The sequence below is a fragment of the Salmonella sp. JXY0409-18 genome (assembly GCF_020268625.1).
GTDB classification, from domain to species: domain Bacteria; phylum Pseudomonadota; class Gammaproteobacteria; order Enterobacterales; family Enterobacteriaceae; genus Salmonella; species Salmonella enterica.
Genome location: NZ_CP084216.1, coordinates 3,198,373 through 3,212,699 on the forward strand (window position 1 = coordinate 3,198,373; position 14,327 = coordinate 3,212,699).

Annotated in this window: 16 protein-coding genes; 10 read left to right on the plus strand and 6 right to left on the minus strand. The window is 50.7% G+C overall.

Translation table 11 applies throughout. From position 1 onward, the window contains the following. Positions 1-78: 78 nt before the first annotated feature. From dacA to lipA, 5 genes are all read left to right on the plus strand, one after another. Positions 79-1,290, plus strand: a complete 1,212-nt coding sequence (dacA, locus tag LDB27_RS15705; RefSeq protein ID WP_225519869.1) for a D-alanyl-D-alanine carboxypeptidase DacA — start codon at positions 79-81, stop codon at positions 1,288-1,290. A 108-nt stretch (positions 1,291-1,398) separates the two neighbouring features. Then, positions 1,399-1,662: a DUF493 family protein YbeD gene (gene ybeD / locus LDB27_RS15710; protein WP_000850547.1), complete on the plus strand. Its 264-nt coding sequence runs from the start codon at positions 1,399-1,401 to the stop codon at positions 1,660-1,662. A gap of 99 nt (positions 1,663-1,761) precedes the next feature. Further along, the gene (lipB, locus tag LDB27_RS15715; protein WP_000284012.1) at positions 1,762-2,403 is read left to right on the plus strand and encodes a lipoyl(octanoyl) transferase LipB; all 642 of its coding nucleotides are present in this window, start codon (positions 1,762-1,764) and stop codon (positions 2,401-2,403) included. Between the two features lie 301 nt (positions 2,404-2,704). Next, a complete protein-coding gene (locus LDB27_RS15720) occupies positions 2,705-3,658 on the plus strand; it encodes a YbeF family transcriptional regulator (RefSeq protein WP_001282817.1) in 954 nt (317 codons plus the stop codon). A 205-nt stretch (positions 3,659-3,863) separates the two neighbouring features. Further along, positions 3,864-4,829 (plus strand): lipoyl synthase, encoded by a 966-nt coding sequence (lipA, locus tag LDB27_RS15725; protein WP_000042640.1) that lies wholly within the window; start codon positions 3,864-3,866, stop codon positions 4,827-4,829. 85 nt (positions 4,830-4,914) lie between these two features. Here the strand turns inward: lipA and tatE are convergent, their stop codons facing one another. Both tatE and LDB27_RS15735 read right to left on the minus strand, forming a co-directional pair. Beyond that, entirely contained in the window at positions 4,915-5,118 is a 204-nt protein-coding gene (gene tatE / locus LDB27_RS15730) for a twin-arginine translocase subunit TatE (protein ID WP_000503938.1), read from the minus strand. 128 nt (positions 5,119-5,246) lie between these two features. Then, complete coding sequence (locus LDB27_RS15735; protein ID WP_060646972.1) at positions 5,247-6,035, minus strand: deaminated glutathione amidase; 789 nt, start codon at positions 6,033-6,035, stop codon at positions 5,247-5,249. A gap of 90 nt (positions 6,036-6,125) precedes the next feature. Between LDB27_RS15735 and crcB the strand changes: the two genes are divergently transcribed. Next, positions 6,126-6,509 carry a fluoride efflux transporter CrcB gene (gene crcB, locus LDB27_RS15740; RefSeq protein WP_000939753.1) on the plus strand — a complete coding sequence of 128 codons (384 nt, stop codon included), beginning with the start codon at positions 6,126-6,128 and terminating at the stop codon, positions 6,507-6,509. A 58-nt stretch (positions 6,510-6,567) separates the two neighbouring features. Here the strand turns inward: crcB and cspE are convergent, their stop codons facing one another. Then, a complete protein-coding gene (gene cspE / locus LDB27_RS15745) occupies positions 6,568-6,777 on the minus strand; it encodes a transcription antiterminator/RNA stability regulator CspE (RefSeq protein WP_000034826.1) in 210 nt (69 codons plus the stop codon). Between the two features lie 187 nt (positions 6,778-6,964). Then, positions 6,965-7,537 (minus strand): lipid IV(A) palmitoyltransferase PagP, encoded by a 573-nt coding sequence (pagP, locus tag LDB27_RS15750; RefSeq protein WP_072101546.1) that lies wholly within the window; start codon positions 7,535-7,537, stop codon positions 6,965-6,967. A 378-nt stretch (positions 7,538-7,915) separates the two neighbouring features. Here pagP and dcuC point away from each other — a divergent pair, with 378 nt between their 5' ends. Further along, complete coding sequence (gene dcuC, locus LDB27_RS15755; protein ID WP_000958619.1) at positions 7,916-9,301, plus strand: anaerobic C4-dicarboxylate transporter DcuC; 1,386 nt, start codon at positions 7,916-7,918, stop codon at positions 9,299-9,301. Positions 9,302-9,354: 53 nt separating this feature from the next. On the opposite strand, the gene dpiA is transcribed toward dcuC, so the two are convergent. Beyond that, positions 9,355-10,035, minus strand: a complete 681-nt coding sequence (dpiA, locus tag LDB27_RS15760) for a two-component response regulator DpiA (protein WP_000138778.1) — start codon at positions 10,033-10,035, stop codon at positions 9,355-9,357. After that, the gene (dpiB, locus tag LDB27_RS15765) at positions 10,004-11,665 is read right to left on the minus strand and encodes a sensor histidine kinase DpiB (protein WP_000121807.1); all 1,662 of its coding nucleotides are present in this window, start codon (positions 11,663-11,665) and stop codon (positions 10,004-10,006) included. The genes dpiA and dpiB overlap by 32 nt, the downstream gene beginning before the upstream one ends. A 385-nt stretch (positions 11,666-12,050) precedes the next feature. Between dpiB and citC the strand changes: the two genes are divergently transcribed. Genes citC through LDB27_RS15780 form a run of 3 tightly spaced genes read left to right on the plus strand, consistent with a single transcriptional unit; the run spans position 12,051 to position 14,325 of the window. Next, positions 12,051-13,127, plus strand: a complete 1,077-nt coding sequence (gene citC, locus LDB27_RS15770) for a [citrate (pro-3S)-lyase] ligase (protein WP_000467874.1) — start codon at positions 12,051-12,053, stop codon at positions 13,125-13,127. Beyond that, positions 13,124-13,420: a citrate lyase acyl carrier protein gene (gene citD, locus LDB27_RS15775; RefSeq protein WP_000700679.1), complete on the plus strand. Its 297-nt coding sequence runs from the start codon at positions 13,124-13,126 to the stop codon at positions 13,418-13,420. Before citC ends, citD begins: the two co-directional genes overlap by 4 nt. Further along, a complete protein-coding gene (locus tag LDB27_RS15780; RefSeq protein WP_000622354.1) occupies positions 13,417-14,325 on the plus strand; it encodes an aldolase/citrate lyase family protein in 909 nt (302 codons plus the stop codon). Before citD ends, LDB27_RS15780 begins: the two co-directional genes overlap by 4 nt. Positions 14,326-14,327: the final 2 nt, after the last annotated feature.

Genomic DNA, 14,327 nt, shown 5'->3' on the forward strand with positions numbered 1-14,327 from the left:
GTCAGATGCCTGCCAGTTATGCTTTTGCTATAGTAGGGCTCTTTTTTTAATTTCATCACGGACGTCGTAGTTCAGACCATGAAGACCACTTTTTCCGCTCGTTTTATGCAGCGCATGGCGCTCACCACGGCGCTTTGTGCCGCGTTTATCTCAACCGCACATGCCGATGACCTGAATATCAAAACTATGATCCCGGGTGTTCCGCAGATCGATGCGGAATCCTACATCCTGATCGACTACAACTCCGGTAAAGTTCTGGCGGAACAAAACGCTGACGAACGTCGCGACCCGGCGAGTCTGACGAAGATGATGACCAGTTACGTCATCGGACAGGCAATGAAAGCGGGTAAATTTAAAGAAACCGACCTGGTTACCGTCGGTAATGACGCCTGGGCCACCGGCAATCCGGTATTTAAAGGCTCCTCGCTGATGTTCCTCAAGCCGGGAATGCAGGTACCGGTCTCTCAGTTGATACGCGGCATCAATCTGCAATCCGGCAATGACGCCTGTGTGGCAATGGCTGATTTCGCCGCCGGTAGCCAGGATGCTTTCGTCGGGCTGATGAATAGCTATGTGAACGCGTTGGGGCTGAAAAATACCCACTTCCAGACCGTACACGGCCTGGACGCCGACGGACAATACAGTTCAGCTCGCGATATGGCGCTGATTGGTCAGGCGTTAATTCGCGATGTGCCTAACGAATATGCCGTTTATAAAGAAAAAGAGTTCACCTTTAACGGCATTCGCCAGTTAAACCGTAACGGTCTGCTGTGGGATAACAGCCTGAATGTGGACGGCATCAAAACCGGCCATACCAGCAAAGCGGGCTATAATCTGGTCGCTTCCGCAACCGAAGGCCAGATGCGATTGATTTCCGCCGTGATGGGCGGACGGACCTATAAAGGCCGTGAAACAGAAAGCAAAAAACTGCTGACGTGGGGCTTCCGTTTCTTTGAAACCGTTAATCCGCTGAAGGCTGGTAAAGAGTTCGCCTCTGAACCCGCCTGGTTTGGTAATACCGATCGCGCCTCGCTGGGCGTCGATAAAGACGTTTACCTGACGATCCCTCGTGGTCGCATGAAAGATTTGAAAGCGAGCTATGTACTGAATACCGCAGAACTGCACGCGCCGCTGCAGAAAAACCAGGTGGTCGGCACCATCAACTTCCAGCTGGACGGTAAAACCATCGAGCAGCGTCCGCTGGTCGTACTGCAAGAGATCCCGGAAGGGAACTTCTTCGGTAAAAGCATTGATTACATTAAATTAATGTTCCATCACTGGTTTGGATAAAAATTGAACGCTTGAAAGTGTGATTTTCGTCCCCATATACTATGCATCAGTAAAACTCCCGCCCTGTGGCGGGAGTTGTTATTTTTTTTACGTAATGCCGGAGCTGACATGAAAACCAAACTTAACGAACTGCTTGAATTCCCTACGCCATTTACTTACAAAGTAATGGGGCAGGCGTTACCTGAGCTGGTTGATCAGGTGGTTGAAGTGGTACAGCGCCATGCGCCTGGTGATTACTCTCCGACGGTAAAACCGAGCAGCAAAGGCAACTACCACTCGGTCTCTATCACCATTAATGCCACCCATATTGAACAGGTTGAAACGCTGTACGAAGAACTGGGCAATATTGATATCGTGCGAATGGTATTGTAATACATCCAGACGGTTACCCGGTCTTATCCGGGTAACTCCCCGCCTCCCCCGCTGTGATATACTTTCCTCTCTTTTTTCATTCTCTACGGAGATGCCGTTTTGTATCAGGATAAAATCCTTGTCCGCCAGCTCGGCCTTCAGCCCTATGAAGCTATCTCTCAGGCCATGCATAACTTTACCGATATGCGCGATGAAAACAGCCATGATGAAATCTGGTTGGTTGAGCATTACCCGGTGTTTACCCAGGGCCAGGCCGGTAAAGCGGAACATATATTGATGCCTGGCGATATTCCCGTTGTGCAGAGCGATCGTGGAGGACAGGTGACCTATCATGGTCCGGGCCAACAGGTAATGTACGTTTTACTTAACCTGAAACGACGTAAACTGGGCGTGCGTGATTTAGTCACCCTACTTGAACAGACCGTGGTGAATACGCTGGCTGAAATTGGTATTGAGGCGCATCCGCGCGCCGATGCGCCGGGCGTCTATGTGGGTGAAAAGAAAATCTGCTCGCTGGGTTTACGTATCCGTCGCGGCTGCTCATTCCACGGTTTAGCGCTAAACGTTAACATGGATCTTTCTCCTTTCCTGCGTATCAACCCGTGTGGTTATGCCGGCATGGAAATGGCTAAAATAACGCAGTGGAAGAAAGACGCTACCACAGATAATATTGCGCCCCGCTTGCTGGCGAATATTTTAGCTCTGCTAAATAATCCACCGTATGAATATATTGCTGCTTAATGCGTAAAATATAATGGCCCAAGAAATTTATGGGTCATTAATCATATATGATTTGAATGCTTTACTTCTCCCCCCGCTTTCTATATTTTCGTTATATCCCTGCTGTAGCCGCCAGGCGGCATGGCCTCTTCAGTCCTCATGATGAGGAATTTTCCGTGAACAAAATCCCGGCCTTGCTGTTACTTATCTTATTGAAATGACTTAAAATACATTCATAAGAGTAATTTTAAAACCAACTCATAAATGCAAAATATACTATTTCATCTATTATTCATAATACGAATGAATTCGGAGCCAGAGCGTGAGTGATAATAATCAGGCAGAAAGACAACCGGCCGATCAACATCTACAAGACAAACCGCAAATTTTCAGAACACTGAGAAATATTGACCTCAATCTGTTGACGATTTTCGAGGCCGTATATGTCCATAAAGGGATCGTCAATGCCGCGAAAATTCTTAACCTGACGCCGTCAGCCATCAGCCAGTCCATTCAAAAATTACGGACTATATTTCCCGATCCGCTGTTTATTCGCAAAGGCCAGGGCGTAACGCCCACGACGTATGCTACGCATCTGCACGAATACATCAGCCAGGGGCTGGAATCTATTCTTGGCGCCCTGGATCTTACGGGCAGCTATGATAAGCAACGCACCATTACGATTGGCACGACGCCTTCGGTCGGCGCGCTAGTGATGCCGATTATTTACCAGGCCATCAGGCCGCGTTATCCTCAGCTTTTGCTGCGCAACATTCCGGTAGACGATGCCGAAAGCCAGCTTAGTCAGTTTCAGACCGATCTCATTATCAATACCCATAGCTATAACAACCGGAGCATCCAGCATCACGTCCTGTTTAGCGATACGCTTGAGATTGTCTGCCGCCAGCATCACCCGTGTCTGGCGAACGCCATTACTGAAGAGAGACTGAACAGCGCGGATCACACCTTTCTGATGCTGGAGGGACAACATCTTTCCCTCCTGCGCCAGCGACTGCAGGAGACATTTCCCGATCAGCAAATCAGTTTTAGCAGCTACAATATTTTTACCATTGCCTCGCTGATCGCCAGCAGCGATCTGCTGGGACTGATGCCCACCCGCTTCTACGACTTATTTAGCCGCTGCTGGCCGCTTGAACGCCTTCCCTACGCGCCGGTGAATAGTGAACAGGTCGAGTTCTCACTGCATTACAATAAACTGAGTCTGCGCGATCCGGTGCTGGAGAACGTCATTGATATCATTCGTGAGGCGTTCTGACAAAAATGTTGCATTCAGGTCACGGAAGATATGGGCAAACAGCACAAAACAACAACTATTTTACATTTTGCCGGGCTGTCAGGCTGCTTTATGGCCCTTATCAATGATATACTGCGTGTCACAAATTCAAAAATAGTTGATAAATACAACTTTCCCTTGAATTGAAACGCTTTCCTTCGTTATTCGCAACTGGAACACGCACGCTATGAGTAAACCCATTGTGATGGAACGCGGTGTAAAATACCGCGATGCCGATAAGATGGCTCTTATCCCGGTTAAAAATGTGGTCACAGAGCGCGACGCTCTACTACGTAAACCGGAATGGATGAAAATAAAACTTCCGGCGGATTCTACCCGTATCCAGGGCATCAAAGCCGCAATGCGCAAAAATGGCCTGCATTCTGTCTGCGAGGAAGCGTCTTGCCCAAACCTGGCTGAATGTTTCAACCACGGTACCGCTACGTTTATGATCCTTGGCGCCATTTGCACTCGCCGCTGTCCGTTCTGTGATGTCGCCCATGGACGCCCCGTTGCGCCGGATGCGGAAGAGCCGCAGAAACTGGCGCAAACGATCGCCGACATGGCGCTACGCTATGTGGTCATCACCTCTGTCGACCGTGACGATCTGCGTGACGGCGGCGCCCAGCATTTTGCTGACTGCATCACCGCTATCCGTGCCAAAAGCCCGGAGATAAAAATAGAGACCCTGGTGCCAGACTTCCGTGGACGTATGGATCGCGCGCTGGATATTCTTAACGCGACGCCGCCGGATGTGTTTAACCACAACCTGGAAAACGTGCCGCGTATTTACCGCCAGGTTCGTCCGGGCGCCGATTACAACTGGTCGCTGAAATTACTGGAACGCTTCAAAGAAGCGCACCCGGAAATTCCGACAAAATCGGGTCTGATGGTGGGCTTAGGCGAAACCAATGCGGAAATCATTGAGGTTATGCGCGACTTACGCCGTCATGGCGTCACCATGCTGACGCTTGGTCAGTATCTACAGCCAAGCCGCCATCACCTGCCGGTACAGCGTTATGTCAGCCCGGAAGAGTTTGACGAGATGAAAGCGGAAGCCCTGGCGATGGGCTTTACCCATGCCGCCTGTGGCCCCTTTGTACGTTCTTCGTACCATGCTGATCTCCAGGCCAAAGGCATGGAAGTGAAATGATCGTGTAATAGACGCTTACATTTCAGGCAAAAAAAACCGGCAACTTGCCGGTTTTTTTACTCTGCGGAGCAAGCGCATCGCGCTATTACTCTTTGTGCGAGAGTTTTTCAGCCTGAACGCTACCGTCGACGTCTTTCTTAACGCCCGCGTCTTCATCGTTCATTGCTTTCTTGAATCCTTTAATCGCCGTGCCCAGGTCTCCGCCCAGCGTACGTAACTTCTTGGTACCAAACAGCAGAACAACCAGTGCGGCAACCACCAGCAGTTTGGTAATACTAATCTCACCCATAGATACCTTCTTCACTAAAAACAGGCTGCGTAACGCGCCGGATTAACCTGAGAATATTAACGGTCTTTCGACGCGCGCACACAATAGCAATCTGTAACAAGGTGAATCAAGCTTTGCGTAAAAAAACATCATAATAATTGCGGTGGCGCAAATCGTCGTTGCTGCAAAAGAGGAAGTTGCTCCCGCACCTGGTCTATTCGTTCTCTGAATATTTCCGCGACGATCAGCGCCGGACGATCGGCTGCTGCGGCTATCGTTACCCCCAACGGATCGATAATACGACTTTGACCAATATTACGATTACCACACTCCCCGGCCGCAATCATATAGCAGGTGGTATCCAGCGCTCTCGCCGCCAGCAGCGTCGACCACTGCTGCTCTTTCAACGGGCCGCGAACCCAGCCCGTCGGCAGCGCCAATACGTCAGCCCCCTGTAAAGCCAGCGCTAACGCCATGTCAGGAAAGCGCAGGTCATAACAGGTCATAAGCCCCACCTTAACCCCCTCCACGTCCAGCACAGGCGCGATAGCGGTTCCGGCATCAATACTTTGGGATTCTTGCATCGAAAACGCATCATAGAGATGCAGCTTCTCGTAACGCGCGACAATGTGACCTGCCCGTAGCGCCACCAGCATATTAACCGCCCGTCCAGGCGTTGACGGGACAAGGATAGTGAATATCGTCGTCATATTATTATGAGCGCTTTCTTCCTGAAGCCGCGTCATAAACGCGCCATCCAGCGGCTGCGCGGCGCGAATCGGCAGGTCAAGGTCGATGTCATCTCGCGCTAATATCCCCTCAGGCAGCACCAGAAGCGATACGCCGCGGCCCGCCGCCTGAGCCATTAACGAAACGCAAACTTGCGCATTCTTTTCCCATACAGAACTCACCACAAACTGCCCGGCTGCAACGAACATATCCCCTCCCACACCTCTGTCAGGACTCGCCAATTATGCGTGTTCGGCGTTACACTCCTCCTGTATAGCAATTAAATAAAGGATTCGGCAGTGTTACAGCTTCTTTTAGCAGTTTTTATCGGCGGTGGAACGGGGAGCGTAGCCCGGTGGATGCTAAGTATGCGTTTTAATCCGCTTCATCAGGCGATTCCCATCGGTACGCTAACAGCAAATTTGCTTGGCGCGTTTATTATCGGCATGGGGTTCGCCTGGTTTAACCGCATGACACATATCGATCCGATGTGGAAAGTGCTCATTACGACCGGCTTTTGCGGCGGCCTGACGACCTTTTCTACTTTTTCTGCTGAAGTGGTATTCTTGCTGCAAGAGGGGCGCTTTGGCTGGGCGCTGCTGAATGTGCTGATTAACCTGTTGGGTTCGTTTGCCATGACAGCGCTGGCATTCTGGCTATTTTCCGCCGCAGCGGCGCGTTAAGCGCAAAAAAAAACCCGCCGAAAGGGCGGGTTTTGAAATCTTGCTGTCGGACGTATGCTTACAGAGCAGTTACGTTTGCAGCGGAAGGGCCTTTGGCACCGTTAGTGATTTCGAACTCTACGCGCTGACCTTCAGCCAGAGTTTTAAAACCATTGGTCTGGATTGCAGAGAAGTGTACGAACACGTCTTTGCTGCCATCTTCCGGAGTAATGAAACCGAATCCTTTGGATTCATTAAACCACTTAACGTTACCTTTAATCTTAGACATCAAAATTACCTTTACATGAAAAATAGACACAAATGCTGTGTCGGATACCAGTACAACAATTGTGATGCATTTTGTCCAGTCGAACTTTGCGAAAAAGTGATAAATATCGCGTTAATTTTTAGCTAACCCTGTCTACTTATTGTTTTTTAAGGCTTTTTTATTCACAACTGAAGAATGCCCTTCCCCGTCAAAACTGGAAACGCATCCAGGCGAAATAGACGTTTCCGTTGTTATACGAACCCGGAATGTAGGTCATCTGAAAGGTAGCGGGACCATAGCCTATCGACGCTAAAGGCAACAGTACAGGGATGGGAATATAATTCCAGTTGTCGCGCGCGGTAACGCCTGCGGTAAAGCCCAGTCCCAGACGAAAATTATCGTCTTCCAGCGGTCGCCAGGTTTTTTCCCAGCCATAACCGCCTATGGGTTCCCATTTGTTAAATGAATCTTTAAAGGCCATCATATAGAGGCCATGCCAGTTGCCTTTTTCGTCCCAGCGCGACTGACCAAAACCAACGCCCCACGGCCGCTCGTTATAGCGATCCGTTTTCTCTTTATCGTAGGCAAAGCGCGCATGCCAGGTAATGGCGGGGACATACAAATCATAATGCTCAGGCTGTCGCCACGTTTCTGCGACGTTATCGGTAAACGTGTTAAACCACCCTTTATCCGCCGCAGAGACTGAAGGAATAGCCAGCCATGGCATAACAAGGAGAGCAATAATAAGAAAATACTTTCTGATAATCATCACAACAGCCATACCGTTCAAAAATTCGACCGTGATAATAACAACATTAACCTGAATAAAATCTTAACAAACTATAAACAGAGAATAATCTGAGAAAGTATCGGGTTAACGGCGTTTGATTTAGCACTCAGAACCGTCGCGCTCTCCTTACTAAGTTTTCACAAAAAACACAAAACAAAGCACAACAAACAAAACAATAAAATAACAATAAATTAATACTTATAGCGCTACAGAAAATTCGTATAAGCATATTTCATCTTTAGCGATGACATGAAAAAATAACCGCGCCGTGATTTTAATCAGTAAGGCGCCATCCTTTATTCGGTACATTTTTATACCACTTTTGTGGTTCTTATTTTTACTCTGGGTGTCGATAAGACAGGGGAAACAATGCTAACAGTTATAGAGCTCCTTATCGGAGTCGTCGTTATTGTGGGTGTAGCGCGCTACATCATTAAGGGATATTCCGCCACTGGCGTTTTATTTGTCGGCGGTCTGGTTCTGCTTATTATCAGCGCACTGATGGGGCATAAGGTATTACCTGCCAGCGAAACCAGTACCGGCTATACCGCAACAGATATTGTTGAATACATCAAAATTTTGCTCATGAGTCGCGGCGGCGATCTTGGCATGATGATCATGATGCTGTGCGGCTTTGCCGCTTATATGACGCATATCGGCGCGAATGATATGGTCGTGAAGCTGGCGTCGAAACCTTTACAGTACATAAACTCGCCCTACCTGTTGATGATTGCCGCCTATTTTGTCGCCTGCCTGATGTCGCTGGCCGTCTCTTCCGCGACGGGGCTTGGCGTACTGCTCATGGCTACTCTCTTCCCGGTGATGGTCAACGTCGGCATTAGCCGCGGCGCGGCGGCGGCTATTTGCGCCTCTCCGGCCGCCATCATCCTCTCGCCAACGTCTGGCGATGTGGTTTTAGCCGCAAAAGCGGCGGAGATGCCGTTAATCGATTTCGCGTTCAAAACCACGCTGCCGATTTCCATCGCCGCAATTATCGGTATGGCGATTGCGCACTTTTTCTGGCAACGCTATCTGGATAAAAAAGAGAACATTTCACATGAGATGCTGGACGTTGCGGAGATTACCACCACGGCCCCGGCGTTTTATGCCCTTTTGCCGTTCACGCCCATTATCGGCGTACTGATTTTTGACGGTAAATGGGGGCCGCAGTTGCACATTATTACCATCCTGGTGATCTGTATGCTGCTGGCCGCCGTGCTGGAATTCGTGCGCGGCTTCAACACGCAAAATGTGTTTTCCGGCCTGGAAGTGGCTTATCGCGGCATGGCGGATGCGTTTGCCGGCGTCGTGATGCTGCTGGTCGCGGCGGGCGTTTTCGCCCAGGGGCTGAGCACCATTGGCTTTATCCAAAGTCTGATCTCGATTGCCACTTCTTTTGGCTCCGCCAGCATTATTCTGATGCTGGTATTAGTGATTTTAACCATGCTGGCCGCGATGACCACCGGTTCAGGCAATGCGCCTTTTTACGCCTTTGTTGAGATGATCCCTAAATTGGCGCACTCCTCCGGCATCAACCCAGCCTATTTATCCATCCCAATGCTGCAAGCCTCAAACCTGGGGCGCACGATTTCGCCGGTCTCCGGCGTGGTGGTCGCTGTCGCCGGGATGGCTAAAATATCACCGTTTGAAGTGGTGAAGCGCACGTCCGTTCCGGTCATCGTCGGTCTGTTGATCGTCATTATCGCCACGGAAATTATGGTGCCAGGCGCCTCTTCCGCCGTTACTGGCGGCTGATAGCCAGTAAGCCGGGGCGAGGGAAAACGTCGCCCCGGCATCTTAAACCAAGCTTAGCCGCCGTGGTAAATACGCTGCGGCCTGCCCACTTTGCCATGAATAATCTCTGCGACAATCAGGTGCTGACTCGCGCAATATTCCAGGTAGCGTCGGGATGTGGTGCGGCTTATTGTTAAGGCCTGCGCGACCGTTTCAGCCGTGTGGCGTACGGTTGGATCGGCAAACAGCTTCATCACCGCATTAAGGGTTAAGGCATCAATACCGGTCGGCAAATCCCCTTTCGGTTCGCCGCGCGCATAGGCGTTGAACATTTCATCTATCTGCTTCTGGCTTGCGCTATCCGCGCTCGCCAGCATACGTCTGCGCTGTTGATAGCGGGTCAGCGTCTGTCCCAAACGTTCATAAGCAATAGGTTTGACCAGATAATCAAACGCGCCGCTACGTACCGCTTCCGCTACCGTCTCCATGTCACTGGCGGCGGTCGTAAACACGACGCCGCCGGGATAGCGCGACTGCATTAATTCATGCAGCAGCGTAATCCCCTTCCCATCCGGCAGATAATTATCCAACAGAATTAATCCAGGTTTGAACCGGTCAATCATCATTCTCGCCTGCGCCAGATTGCCCGCCAGCCATATCTGCTTAAAGCCAGGAATATGGCGGATATATTCTGCGTGCATCTCCGCCAGCAGCGTTTCATCCTCAACGATCAATAGGGTTAATGGTTCTGTCATCGTTTTTTTTCACTTTCGGAAGGAATAAAGAAAATAAGGTGCCACAAGGATCATTGTCTTCCAGCGTAATGACCCCGCCACAGCGCCCCACATAACTTGCAATCAGATATAACCCGATACCATGCTCACCGGGTTCGTCGGTTCGGGTACTTACGCCCTGCTCAAAAATTTTTTCCCGCAGCGCTTCAGGAACTCCGCAGCCCTGGTCGGCGACCTCTATCACCACCTCGTCGCCCTCGTCGCTCAGGAAAAGTTCGATGGTATTGTCGCCTTCCTGTGTACGTAAACTCGCCTCAAACGCGTTATCCAGCAGATTCCCGACGATGGCGGCGAACTCCGTGCTATCCAGCCCCTCCGGCAGTTGATGTAGCTGGCTGCCGGGAACAATCACCATCTTGAGCCCCAGTTCACGCGCGCGCTGAACTTTGCCAAACAGCAAACCGGCCACCTGACGATCGGCGAAGGCGCCGCGTAAACTATCAATAAGTTGCTGCTGCGCCTGCGACTCCCCCTGCACCATCTCTCTGACCCGATCATACTCCTTCATTTGCAGCAGGCCGTTCAGAGTCGACATCCAGTTCAGGTGCTCATGGCGTAGCGTGCGCAGGCTCTCAACATACTGTTTAATCTGGGTTAGCTGCGCGTTCAACGTCGCGATTTCATCTTTGCTGCGAAAACTAATAATAGCGCCCAGCAACTCCTCGCCGGAACGGATAGCTTCACGATTGGCGATGACGCTCAGGCCATTGAAGTTGGCCATCACGTCCTGGCGTCTTTCTGCGATCTGGCAGGTAAAAAAGTCTGCCGGATTGACGACTTCCGCTATCAGCTTGCCCAGCCACTGACGCCCCGGCGACGGCAGCCCCAACATTTTTCTCGCATTGCGGTTAATCGCGGTGATATGTCCCTCCGGATCAACGGCGATCAGCCCTTCATAAACCGAGCTAAACAACGCCTCCTGCTGGCGTACCACGCGCGCAATCTGTTTCGGCTCCATGCCCAGCATTTGTCGGCGGATATGCGCGGCGAAAAACCAGGAAAGCAGCATTAATACCAACAGCAACAGGACAAAAACCCCCGCCATCGGTAATAAGAAGTCCAGCCGCCAGGAGTCGATTTTACTGACCAGATAGCCAATTGAAACAACGCCGATCACGTTGCCTTCGTTGTCAAAGATAGGCGTTTTGGCGCGCATCGCCATCCCTATTGAGCCCTTACCGGTAATGAAATAACTTTCTCCTCTTTCCAACGCGCCGGGTTTCGTAAACTGCATGGGATAGCCGATTTTTTCCGGATTCGGATGGTAAAGCCGGATCGAGTGGCGATCGCCTATCACCACATAGTCAAAATCCGTCCCGCGCTGCAGTTTATTCGCAATTATCGCCAGGCGTTTATAGTCCCGGTTTTTTACGGCGGCGATAATGCTGTCGTTAGAAGCAATAATTTTTGCCTGATTCATCGCCATATCACGAACATGGGACGCCAGATAATCTTCGAAACTGGCAGACAAATATTGTGCTAACGCTGCCACGATGAAAACAGAAACCACCAGAATGAGCAGAAAAATACGTAACGGAAACGCGAGTTGCCGAAAAAAAGGAAACAGCTTTTTATTTTTCTGATAGGACATTAAGGTTCCTTATGGGTATTTCTCTGCAGATTTATCGCAAATGTAATAAAAATGTTTTGAGCATCTTGAAGCCTATAAAAACCAATCGTTACAGATTCCCCACATTAAATCAATTAAACAACTAAAACCCATCGCCGGAATGGCGATTAAATTAATTAAAAAACTTAAAACCATAAAACACTTAAAAACCATCTAACGCTTTGTGAAATAAATCAAAATTTACCACTAAAATACTCCTTACGATGTATACGTCAGTGAGAAAAAATAAATAACTCGTCATAAAAACACTCCTACTCTGACTGAAAAGAAAAAGTTATCAAGTTGCAACACAGCGCAACATATACAGAAAAGTGGCAACAAGCATATCACCAGGATATTTCTTACTATGTTTGGCAATAATGTATTCACTCGGGTAAAACGCTCTGAAAATAAAAAAATGGCGGAGATCGCTCACTTTCTCAAAGAGAATGATTTAAGCGTCGATACCACTGTAGAGGTGTTTATTACCGTCAGCCGTGATGACCGTCTTATTGCCTGCGGCGGTATTGCCGGAAATATCATTAAATGCGTGGCCATTAGCGAATCAGTACGCGGCGAAGGCTTAGCGTTAACGCTAGCGACGGAATTGATTAATCTCGCCTGGGAACGGCACTGCACCCATCTTTTTATTTATACCAAAACGGAATACGAAGCGCTGTTTAAACAGTGCAGCTTTTCGACGATAGCCAGCGTCCCCGGCGTGATGGTCTTAATGGAAAATAGCGCGACCCGGTTGAAACGGTATGCGGAATCGCTGGCGACATTACGTCACGAGGGAAAGAAAATTGGCTGTATTGTGATGAACGCCAATCCTTTCACGAACGGCCACCGCTATCTGATCCAACAGGCGGCTGCGCAGTGCGACTGGCTGCATCTGTTCCTGGTCAAAGAAGATACGTCACGCTTTCCCTATGAAGACCGACTCGATCTGGTCCTTAAAGGGACCACCGATATCCCGCGCTTAACCGTTCACCGCGGCTCCGAATACATTATCTCTCGGGCAACGTTCCCCTGCTATTTCATTAAAGAGCAGAGCGTCATTAATCACTGTTATACCGAAATCGACCTGAAGATTTTCCGCCAGTATCTGGCGCCCGCGCTTGGCATCACACACCGCTTTGTCGGTACGGAGCCGTTTTGCACCGTTACCGCCCAGTACAACCTTGATATGCGTTTCTGGCTGGAGACGCCAACGCTTCCCGCCCCACCCATTACGCTGGTGGAAATAGAGCGGCTTTGCTTCCAGGAGACGCCGATATCCGCCTCCTGGGTACGCAAGCTGCTGGTTAAACACGATCTCACGGCTATCGCGCCGCTGGTTCCCGACGCCACCCTGCGCTATTTGCAGGGCATGGTCGAACGCCATCCGGGCAGCGCGGCAGCCCGTCAAAAGTCCCCCGTATTAGCAACAGGTGAAAAATGAAAATAAACCAGCTAGCCGTCGCAGGCACGCTTGAGTCCGGCGATGTGATGATACGCATTGCGCCGCTCGATACGCAGGATATTGACCTGCAAATCAACAGTAGCGTTGAAAAACAGTTTGGCGAGGCCATTCGCGCCACCATCCTGGAGGTGCTTTCTCGCTACGACGTGCGCGGCGTACAACTGAACGTCGATGATAAAGGCGCTCTGGACTGCATTTTGCGCGCCCGACTGGAAACGCTACTGGCGCGCGCCAGCGGTATTGCCGCTCTGCCCTGGGAGGATCGCCAATGATTTCCGCCTCTCTGCAACAACGTAAAACCCGCACCCGCCGCAGTATGTTATTCGTACCGGGCGCCAACGCAGCGATGGTGAGCAATTCGTTTATCTACCCGGCCGACGCGCTGATGTTCGACCTGGAAGACTCCGTTGCATTACGCGAAAAAGACGCGGCGCGCCGTCTGGTATATCACGCGCTGCAACACTCGCTTTACCGTGACGTCGAAACCATCGTCCGCGTGAATGCGCTGGACTCCGAATGGGGCGTCAACGATCTGGAAGCGGTCGTGCGCGGCGGCGCGGACGTGGTGCGTTTACCGAAAACCGACACCGCGCAGGACGTCATTGATATCGAAAACGAAATTCTGCGCATTGAAAACGCCTGCGGTCGCGAACCGGGCAGTACCGGCCTGTTAGCCGCCGTGGAATCGCCGCTGGGTATTACCCGCGCGGTAGAAATCGCCCACGCCTCTGAACGGTTGATCGGGATTGCGCTGGGCGCGGAAGACTATGTTCGCAACCTGCGCACCGAACGCTCTCCGGAAGGCACCGAACTGCTGTTCGCCCGCTGCGCCATTTTGCAGGCTGCGCGTTCCGCCGGCATTCAGGCCTTCGATACCGTCTATTCCGACGCCAACAACGAAGCCGGTTTCCTGCAAGAAGCCGCCCACATTAAACAGTTGGGCTTTGACGGTAAGTCACTGATCAACCCCCGCCAGATAGAGCTGCTGCACAACCTTTATGCGCCGACGCGTAAAGAGGTCGTCCATGCGCGTCTGGTCGTTGAAGCCGCAGAAGCCGCCGCCCGCGAAGGTCTTGGCGTCGTTTCCCTTAACGGCAAGATGGTCGACAGTCCGGTGATTGAACGCGCCCGTCTGGTGCTCTCCCGTGCAGAACTTTCCGGTATTCGCGAAGAATAAGG